Raw genomic sequence first — 9,696 nt, 5'->3', positions numbered from 1 at the left:
AAGGATGTCGGCGTCAATTCATTCGGAACACTGCATCGCGCCAGCTCTTCCGAATAAGCGAGCGCGCGTTCACAAGGGGATATTTCAACAGCCTGCTAGTCTTTTGCCTGCAATCGTGAGTTCGCTATGGTCGATTTTCGAGGTGGCTATGCCGGTCAGCTTCGCGCATGAACCGTTGAGGTGCGGCGCCCGACATACGACGCCCGTCCATCCCGCGTCATGCCAGGGAACGCGAATGGAGACGTGACGCAACGGAAACTTATTCATCGGGCCCCGTGTCTTTCAGTATTTGATTTTCTTAACGCAACCGCTCGCCTCGCATTGGAAGCCGACGTCGATCGCGTACCGACTTGCGAGTCTGAGTCGTCGACCAACTAACGCCGAAGCATTGGTCTCCTTTCGCAGCCAGTCAAGGGAATTCGGAAACGGCTTGTACTTGGTTCTTCGTTTTCATTGACCATCTCTGCCTCATAGTCACCCCCGTACCGAATGTCAGGCCCGGGTTCTGCCGAGCTCATCGCCCCTTTCGATGACGATACGCTCAACGTGCCCTGTCATTTTCCTAAGATAAAGACGCCGTCATCGAAAGAACATGAGCGACATAGAGGGGACTTTCGTCCTCTCTTTATGCCCCGAGACCCAGCGCTTAACACCTGCTAATCGTCAGAGCCAATATACGAGCCATTTGGCGTCATCAGCGGGCGACCGCCGACATACGAACCATCCGGGGCCATTGTCGGCATTCCGCTCACGTACGAGCCATCCGGTGCCATTGTCGGCATTCCACCAACGTAGCGTCCATTGGGAGCCATGGTCGGACTCCCACTCACGTAGCTTCCGTCAGGCGCCATCACTGGCGTCCCGTTGACGTAAGAGCCGTCCGGCGCCATTGTCATCTGCGCGAAGGCGGATGAAACAGCAGCAAGGGTGGTCAAAGCGAACAGCGTCGGCAACAGTTTCATGACGTCTCCGTTATGTATGGCTTACGACTCCCGTTGGGCGTGCGAGCACGGCGCGGGTGGGACCTCGGCTTTCTGGTTATCGGCGTAACCCCTCAGAACTTAAGCCGACTCGCAGCTCTTCGGAATGGGAAAGGGACGCGGACATATGCCCAGGGCGAGCGCCCTGGGCTTTGCGACGTCCGCTTAGATTAGGCTGTCAGCTTCGCTTCGAAACTCGACCACGTCGCGGCGCCCTTGTACTGCTGGTTCCAGGGCTCGACCATGGTCGTCCGAAACTGGGCCCGCTGCCCTTCGCCTTCTGAATCAGTATCGCTTCCCGCAAGTTCCGCGGCCTTGTCTGTTGCGTCGTCGCCCTCCTTGCTGACGGTAGAACCGACGAAATAGCCGTCGCTCCTTTCAGGCCGCAACCACTCGGACTGGCGATGATGCAAATGCTTCTTAAAGGCTACTCGATTAACTCGGATGGAAAGGGGCGTAGGCGAATCCACTTCACAAAATGACCAATCCCCCAGGACGCCTTTTTTAGCCTTCACGGCATAGCGAATACGATCGGGATGAATATCGAGGGCGGTTCCAGCAATGTTGCGACTGACATACCTCTCCTGCTTACCTGTCACACGGTTGGTTGCGATGACGGTTTTTGGTGGAAAGATGACACGATCCTTGTAGTGTGAGACCCGCTTCAGAGCATCCGGAAGGACGTTGAATTCATAACGTACGTACCAGCGGCCGAGATACGGTTCATTCAGGTTGCGCTGGTGGAGGTTCTGCAGCGCACAGACACGGAGCCCAATCGCGGTCGCCAACTCATTTAGTGTACTGGCGATGTGACAGTTGCCGGTTTCCTTATCAGTGGCGATCCATGCGCCAAAGGACATGTCCCAACTATTCTCTTCGCGATGCTCGTCTTTTAGATCCGGGAATGGCAACTGATCTGCATACCGGAAAACACACCACTGCTTAGTCACGTATCCGGCGCGCTTTGATGAGAGGTGCTTTCTCAGGCGCAGACGGCTTACGCCAAACACGTCGGCACAGGCGTCCGACGACTTGAAGTACTTCAACTCGCCCGAACGTATATCTTTCGCGTACACGCTGAACGTCAGCCGGTCCCTGCGCACGTAAGGAAACCCACGATCGCGCCGGTGTTTTAGTCCCATCGCGAAGACGTGTCGGATATTTTCAAGAGCAGTAACCCACTCAAGGTTTTCAAGTGAGTTGTTCGACTTGTTGCCATCGATATGATTTACTTGCAGATCACGAAGTGACCTCCTATTATGACGGTCCGGCTTCGGAATGAATGCAGCCGCTAGCAGTCGATGGTGGTAGAAGTTGTGCGTCTTGCCACGCACAGCTACGTGAACGGTTCGGTAACCTTTCTCTCGGTTTGACACCACTTTGATCTGATTTCCGGTGAGTAAATTCAAACACTCTCCGGTCCGTTTTATGGCGACTTTGTCGTTGCCGGGGATCCGGAAGTAACCCGATGGCAGTTCTGGATCGCATTTCTTTCCGTCGGCATTCATGGTAAGTATCCGTAAGAGACACACCATTCGCCCACGAAGTAAGAAAATTCCACGCGTGAATCGTTAGTCCGCTCAAAGCCTTTCCTAGCTCAAACGTGCAACCTCAAAAGCGTAAGAAATTGGTTTAACGTCGTGCGAACTACGTCATCTGGCACCGCAAGGCGACCAACATGCGCCGGTCCGTACACGGGTTGAGCCAGATTCGGCGGATTCAACCGGTCGATGCAACGATTTGTCTAAATCGCTCGGCTGGGGTATCGAAGTTAAGTGTTCTTCTAGGACGTTCGTTGAGCCTCCTGGCTATAGCGTCGAGTTTGGTCTGTGAGTAGGCAGATAGATCGGTACCCTTAGGGAATTATTGCCTCAGAAGCCCATTCGTGTTTTCGTTCGAACCGCGTTGACAGGGGTGCTGTGGGTCGCAGAAATAGACCTCAATGTCGGTAGCGACAGTAAAGCGGTGGTGGTCGGCCATTTCGGAACCTCTCTCCCACGTCAGCGATTTATATAGTTCCCGACGTAACTTGCTGGCGTGTCGTATCAGCCGTTCGAAGCTTCCGCTACTTACTTGATTCCTCATCTTTCGCGGGCCCTTCTTGACGTCGCTTCGCCCGCTCCTTGAGTTCTTGTCTGAAGTCAGCGGCCGACGTTACTCGCCCGTTGCGGGCATCTTCCATCCCGCGCAGCGCGTCGGCCAGCATTAGCAATCGACCGCGCTCGACCGCGCCCAAGCTACTGCTTTCTTTAAGGTCTGCCCGTCGCTGCACGCTCTCAAGAAGTTCTTGATCGTGTCGCCGACCTTCTTCTTCAGAAATCAGGCCGTGCGTCTCGATCGAGCGCAGCGCTTCAAGCACGTCATCTACGGTGAAAGGACTGGACACTCCCGACTCCAGCTGCTCGAGTTGCGCCAGCCGATGCACGTCAACAATCGCAGCTACTTCCCTACCGTTCTCGTCCGTCAGAATTGTTTTTGTGCCTCGGGCAGCGTCGTCTACCAACTCGGGCAAACGGGCGCCGGCTTCCGCGATCGGCACGACGTCTTCAGGTCGCACGGTCATTTCGCTTTCTCTATTCAGTCGGTTCGTTGGGTACGCTCAGCTTCCCGAATGATCGCCTCCATCTCTGCCATCACGGCCTGACGGTAAAGGTCGGGACCAGGATCGTCGAGGCCCTTCCTGTACCTTCCGTCGAAGCCATGCGTCGTAGGCATCTGCCTGCTCCTTCGTATCGTGCACGTAGATGAGTGGATCAAGCTTCGTTGTCATCGTGCTTCTGCGTCGTAAGGAAGCGAAGTATTTGATATCTCATACTCACCGTGGGACGGCCATCAAGTGGATTGATGATCGCAGCACAGGCGGAAGGATTCGTTGAAGAGCGACGGGGCGCTCTGCGAACTTCGTTCGAGTTTCAATTGCGCCGACTTTTCCCGCCTAACGTTCACCTGCGACCTTGGATTGATTTGGGTCGCGCGTGGTAGATGCAATTCTTCAGCTCGGCCTACGTCTCGCGCGGTTTTCTATGGTACCGCCGCTGTGCGATCACCGCATGGATCTTTCCGCGCTTGGCGATAACGTACCGCGGCTTCACTCCTTTGCTTACGGTTCATCACATTTGTCTGAACGTGTATAGCCAGCATTCACGAATGTCGTACCTTTATGCGCGCACAGTCTAGTAGTCGCCCGCGACGTGCTGAAACATTGGCTATTCTGACGAATGCTGCGTGCATACAACCCGGATCAACGTCAACACCGATGTGCACCGGCATGCCGAGCTTCGTCTAATGCATAGCGCGGTCACGGCCGCCGCTTTAGCGGTCAACGGCACTAGTTCGGTGACCGCCGAAGCGGCGACTGAAATCCATTGCCCGACGCGCGACGAACCATTTTGCATATATCGAAGAACCATTTCCGCTATGGCTTCCGGGAAGGCGAATCAACGGTTGGTCCGCTCGCCGAAAGCTCGAACCGAGGGACTACCTTGTACGTGGGCGGCCTCCCTTCGGCTTATCGCCGGGCAGATGGCCCGTCGTGAAGAGATTTGATTTCACGGACGGCTTCACATACACGAACTGATCCCGCTTTGCCAGGTAGCTCAAAGCATGCATCAACTTTTCGCGCTTGCCTGTATCGTGATGATCAACCATGCCGATCGCCCAGTTCTCACCATATTGCTTTCGATTGCGATTGCAGTTGAAAGCAAAGCCACGCCCTTCGGTGATCACGTCGCGCCAGTACTTTCCGATCTCATCGCCATACCACTCGTGCTTTTGCACCCTTGATCCGTCGAAGAATAGTGCCACGTGAACGTGGTAACCACCGACACGCGAGAACTCGATGCTAGACACGTAACCGACCAGATGCTCGAACAGGCTGGTTTTGCTACGCATGTTGCGGAATAGCCGACTGAGATCTTTCTTAACCTCGCGAATGTCGATGCGAGCCAGCGTCTCACGTCGCCCCATCATGTCGTCAATATCGTCGCCTGCCAAGAATCGCTTGGCATCGTCTGCCGCCATCGCGCTAAGGCGCTGGCCCAGCTCTAGCACGTCATCGTTGTCGACAAGCGACTTCACGTAGTTCAAATCCAGCCGAACCACCATCAGTTTCGAATAGCGCTCGAACAGCGCAGGCACGTAAGTACGAATGCGCTTGACGTTTTCGGTCGCATTGCGCTCCCAGTCACGCAACTTCTTTTTAATACCGATCCTCTTGCCTTCTGCTCGCAGCCAACCGACGAACTCATTTGCAATCTCAGCTTCAATGCGACCATCCGGCAACGCAGCGTTCGGCCGGAAACCTGGGCCGAGTTCACGCAACAAATGCGCACGTGCGCACTCAAAAAACAAGCGGATGTCAGGCGCAAAATGCAGGTCAGCTGAGTACAGGTCGAAATAAACACTCAGTTTCTTAACAACGTTCTCCAATCTGCGCGACTCAATCTCGGCTGTCTTACTGCGCCCGGTGGTCGTGATCTTGTATGGCTGCATGTCCGTATGGATCACCTGATGCATGAAGGTGATTAGGCCATAGATGTGCTTCGTGTACTGCCCGACCAGATACCGCCCTCCTTCGGTGGTCCATACGCTATTTAGCATTTCATCGATTTTCAACAGATCGGCATACAAATTCAACAGCGTCGTTTCACGCGCTGTTGTATTTCGACTACTTCGAATCAATTTATTTTACGTCCAGTAGAGACGATACGGCCGTTGCATCATGACCTTCCTAGCGGAGCACTAACACGCTGACGATGACCGTAGCATCATTGAGGTCAATGATGTAATTGATGAGATTTTTAGAATCTCATCAACCTTCACACGTCTTCTATGCGTATCGATATAAACAGCAGATAGCTCTTAGTTGCGTCTTTAGTTTAGGCACTGTCAATTCAATCCTATTAATAACCAAAATCGTCAATGTCATTACAACGGTCAACACGCACTTTCAAGGATCACAAACATCGCTGAATCTTGAAATTACTGGCAAACCAATATATACATAAATGTCGCGCTCTTTGTAGCACGGACTCCGTCACTCGCAAGCTGACTGCAGTTGCGACATGGAAGAAAAGGCCCGCTCATAGCTGTACGGCCATGGCTTGTTCGATGACCAACCGCTACACGGTTTCGAAGACATTAGGATCGTTGCCATCACGTCGAACGACCGGATACGCGCTAATCTTCTTGCGAAGCGTGACGGCCGACACGTTGATGCCCTTCACCTTCAAGGCGTCCACGAGGGACTTCACGCTATTGCCGTTCGCATGAGCCAAAGCCAGCGCAGGCAGCAGTTTCTCGAGACGAATCCGCGCCACCTGGCCGGCCGGCGGGGTAAGATTCTTAAAGTAGTCGAACAGCATGACGTCGTCTGCCGCTGCGTTTGAGTCGTGGCTTGTCGACAGATCGCGCATCAAGGCCGACATCGTCTGAGGCCTTTCGTCGCCGTGGGGGAGTTTCTGTCTGTCAATCATGATCGTCCCCTTACGCCGCAACGCACAGTTGCGCCCGGGATGCAATCCATCCGTCCAACTCGACTTCAAGCCAGCCGACCGTACGCTTGGTCAAATAGATCTTGCGTGGCCAGGTGGGATCGTTCGCCTGCAGGACATAAATAGTCGCGCGAGACAAGCCAGTGCGCTCCAAGACTTGATGCAAGCGCAGGACGCGAGCGCCAACAGGAATCGCCCGGGTCGCGGGACCCGTCGCATTATCCATATCGGGGCAACCGCCCGCCCGGCCAGCAATGTGACGAGCGATAGGTGAAGTGTCACACGCAAGGTGAGGGTTCTGTTGGGTCGCGGCCTTGGAGGCGTTGTAACTTAACTTGTTAGTAGTCGCGTTCATCGGTAGGTTCCTTTGCTAGATTTTGTTGAACATCTTCAGCGCTGAAGAGGTTGCAAGCGTAAATTCGAGGAACCATGAGTACGACCTGCGCACCGGCAAGCGGGGATGTTTTCCAGCATGCAGGTATACTTTCTCAGCGTTGTATGCTAGCGCCCTTTCTTTTGTATATAGTCTGCTTCATCAGGCATTGCCTCTAACCAATCGCAGGTCCGCTTCACGCCATCGAATTGCGGAAATGTGATTTCGTTTTCACGGCAAAACTGCGCCACGGCGGACTCAATAGATTCTGCCGCATTCTTTCTGGATGGCCATTTTGTTTTGCGACCGCTATTTCGAATTAACGAATACGCGAAATCTCGCGCAGGTTGCCATTTTGCTGAGCGTTTCTGGCCACCAGACCTTGAATGCTCTTTCTTCGTTTGTGCCTTGGTCTCCTCTACAGTGCGGCGAAACATTGGTTCCACGGCAATGCCTGTATGAGCGACACCGCACCAGTAGCTGGCATCGGCAAGATAACGCCATGCCAGCTCGTTCTCGCAATTTCCGATTGCTTTGCCAGCTCTGCTGAGAAATACGCACGATGCAATCACGGCGGCGACCGGCGATTCGATAACTCTCTCCCGAGGCAAGGATTCGTCCGACGGACGTGCGAGTCGCAGAACGATCGCCTTCGGATCATCGACACTCGGATCGTCACCGTTCACCACGACCTCGACAATTTCGGATAAAAAGTCTTCATCGGACGCGCCCGGGACATAATGCTTGTAGCAGTTTGACAGCTTGGTCGTCAGCTCCAAGACTCTGTTCTCGAAATTTAGATCCGCCCGTGAAACATAGCGAGATTTAGTGTTTGCTTCCATAGTTCGATATTGCTGATATTGATTGCGAGAACTCTACTGCCCCGCTTTTACGATATCGGCTGATACACGTCGAACCCCGAGTCGCAGAAAAATAGGTTCGACTCCCCCGTTCATCGAGCCATTTCATCGGGGCGCTTAAGTTCATCAAGGTAATCCGCCCACTTTTGCATCATCAGAATGCGGTCGTCGATGAACTTCGTGCGGTTGTAAGCGGTGCCGAGAGAATCCGGCACCTTGTGCGCGAGTTGATGTTCGATGACCTCACTAGGAAAGCGTAGCTGCTCATGCAGAATGGTGCGAGCCATTGCTCGAAATCCGTGGCCCGTAATCTCGGTCTTGGTATCAAAACCCATCCGCCTGAGCGCCGCATTGATCGCCGCACCACTCATTAATTTCTTTACATCACGCCCGGGAAAGACAAATTTGCGTTGGCCCGTGAGCGCATGTAGCTCGCGAAGAAGCGCGACGGCTTGCGTGGCGAGCGGCACGAGATGTTCCGTTCTCGTCTTAGAGACCGTATAGCGCCACTGAGCCTTATCCAAGTCGAATTGCACCCACTCGGCTGACCGCAGCTCGCCTGGGCGTACGAACAGCAGTGGTGCAAGACGCGGAGCGCACTGAACGACGAACGTCCCCTGAAAAGCATCGAGCGCCCGCAGGAGGCTCGCAACCTCGGTGGGCTCTGTCACGGATGCGAAATGGGTGTGCCGCGCAGGCGGAAGCGCACCTCGTAGATCGGAACTGATGTCGCGTTCCGCCCGGCCAGTTGCAACTGCATAACGAAACACTTGGCCGCAATTCTGATGAACGCGATGGGCGGTATCAAGTGCGCCGCGAGCCTCCACCCGTCGCAATACCGCCAACACCTCAGGGGGTCTGATCTCCGCGATCGCTCGGCCACCCAGCCACGGAAATACATCTTTCTCGAGACGTCCCATTATCTTGTCCGCATGACTGGCTGCCCACCCAGGCGCTTGCCTTGCAAACCACTCGCGTGCAACCGCTTCGAAGCTATTGGCGGCACGCTCCACCGTCGCCGCCTTCTGCACTTTGCGCTCAATGCCCGGATCGATACCGTTGGCTAGGAGCTTGCGCGCCTCATCCCGGCGCTCCCTTGCTTCCTTCAGACTCACGTCCGGATAGACGCCAAGAGACAGCCGCTTCTCTTTGCCCCCGAATCTGTATTTGAGGCGCCACCATTTACCGCCCGAAGTCGAAATCTCCAAATACATACCGCGCTCGTCGAACAGACGATAGAGCTTATCCCTTGGCTTGGCGTTGCGAACGCCCACGTCTGTCAATGCCATTTCTACTTTTTTACTCCTTGACGAACACACCGCGCGTTGCGTCTAGAAAGGCGCGGAACGGGCGGCTTCCAATGGTCCAAGTTAACTCTGCGCGCATCGATCCTGGCCGAAGCCGCTCCGTCACTACTAGGAAAAACGCAGGCCGCATCGAGGCGCGCGCCTCCGTCGCGCACAGTCGCGCGCTCCTGTTCCACTTCTTCGTTCAGCCCGAGCCTCGCTTCGCCCTTTCCTGCCGCGAGCGTGACGTCAGGGCAGATCCCGAGCGAGAGGCTTTTCTCCTTACTACCCGAACCGCTACTTCCGCCGCCGCAACTTGGCACCGTCGGCGCGATGCGCAGGCACAGCCCACCGCTGTCCAAGGGTTTTCTCGACTTTCGACGGGCTCCGGTGCTCCTTGTGGCGGCTTTGGTAGCGGCGTTCGGGGAATACAGTACTGACAGCGCAAATAGTTGCCCCAAAAGTCTTCCCCCTTTGGGGGCAGCTGTCAACAGACACCGCTAGACATCACCAGAAATAAAAAAACCCGCGGAGCCTTTCAGCTACGCGGGTTTCAGGACTTTCTCGTACAACATCAGACATGTTCTTGGTGGAGAGGAGGAGGATCGAACTCCCGACCTTCGCATTGCGAACGCGACGCTCTCCCAGCTGAGCTACCCCCCCAACGAATCAAAATTGTACCACAGCAAAATCGCCGTCAGGCAA

Annotated in this window: 8 protein-coding genes, 1 tRNA gene and 1 pseudogene; all 10 read right to left on the bottom strand. The window is 54.8% G+C overall.

The window, feature by feature from the left end:
* Positions 1–656: 656 nt before the first annotated feature.
* Positions 657–962 (bottom strand): hypothetical protein, encoded by a 306-nt coding sequence (locus QCE49_RS14015; protein WP_250457059.1) that lies wholly within the window; start codon positions 960–962, stop codon positions 657–659.
* Between the two features lie 188 nt (positions 963–1,150).
* On the bottom strand, positions 1,151–2,488 hold the full coding sequence (locus QCE49_RS14010) for an HNH endonuclease signature motif containing protein (RefSeq protein WP_250457060.1): 1,338 nt from the start codon (positions 2,486–2,488) through the stop codon (positions 1,151–1,153).
* A 211-nt stretch (positions 2,489–2,699) separates the two neighbouring features.
* Positions 2,700–3,029, bottom strand: a pseudogene (locus QCE49_RS14005) (IS30 family transposase); the annotation flags it as partial.
* Between the two features lie 16 nt (positions 3,030–3,045).
* Positions 3,046–3,543, bottom strand: a complete 498-nt coding sequence (locus tag QCE49_RS14000) for a hypothetical protein (RefSeq protein WP_250457061.1) — start codon at positions 3,541–3,543, stop codon at positions 3,046–3,048.
* Positions 3,544–4,457: 914 nt separating this feature from the next.
* Complete coding sequence (locus QCE49_RS13995) at positions 4,458–5,615, bottom strand: inovirus-type Gp2 protein (RefSeq protein WP_250457062.1); 1,158 nt, start codon at positions 5,613–5,615, stop codon at positions 4,458–4,460.
* A gap of 485 nt (positions 5,616–6,100) precedes the next feature.
* Positions 6,101–6,454, bottom strand: coding sequence for a hypothetical protein (locus QCE49_RS13990; protein WP_250457063.1), 354 nt, complete (start codon positions 6,452–6,454; stop codon positions 6,101–6,103).
* Between the two features lie 10 nt (positions 6,455–6,464).
* A complete protein-coding gene (locus QCE49_RS13985; protein WP_250457064.1) occupies positions 6,465–6,827 on the bottom strand; it encodes an AlpA family transcriptional regulator in 363 nt (120 codons plus the stop codon).
* A gap of 146 nt (positions 6,828–6,973) precedes the next feature.
* Positions 6,974–7,624 carry a hypothetical protein gene (locus tag QCE49_RS13980; protein WP_250457065.1) on the bottom strand — a complete coding sequence of 217 codons (651 nt, stop codon included), beginning with the start codon at positions 7,622–7,624 and terminating at the stop codon, positions 6,974–6,976.
* A gap of 173 nt (positions 7,625–7,797) precedes the next feature.
* Positions 7,798–8,994, bottom strand: a complete 1,197-nt coding sequence (locus QCE49_RS13975) for a phage integrase central domain-containing protein (protein ID WP_250457066.1) — start codon at positions 8,992–8,994, stop codon at positions 7,798–7,800.
* Positions 8,995–9,578: 584 nt separating this feature from the next.
* Positions 9,579–9,654: transfer RNA gene (locus QCE49_RS13970), tRNA-Ala, on the bottom strand.
* Positions 9,655–9,696: the final 42 nt, after the last annotated feature.

The organism is Caballeronia sp. LZ008 (genome assembly GCF_031451435.1).
In the GTDB taxonomy this organism is placed as follows: domain Bacteria; phylum Pseudomonadota; class Gammaproteobacteria; order Burkholderiales; family Burkholderiaceae; genus Caballeronia; species Caballeronia zhejiangensis.
This window is presented reverse-complemented; position numbering and strand designations above follow the sequence as displayed.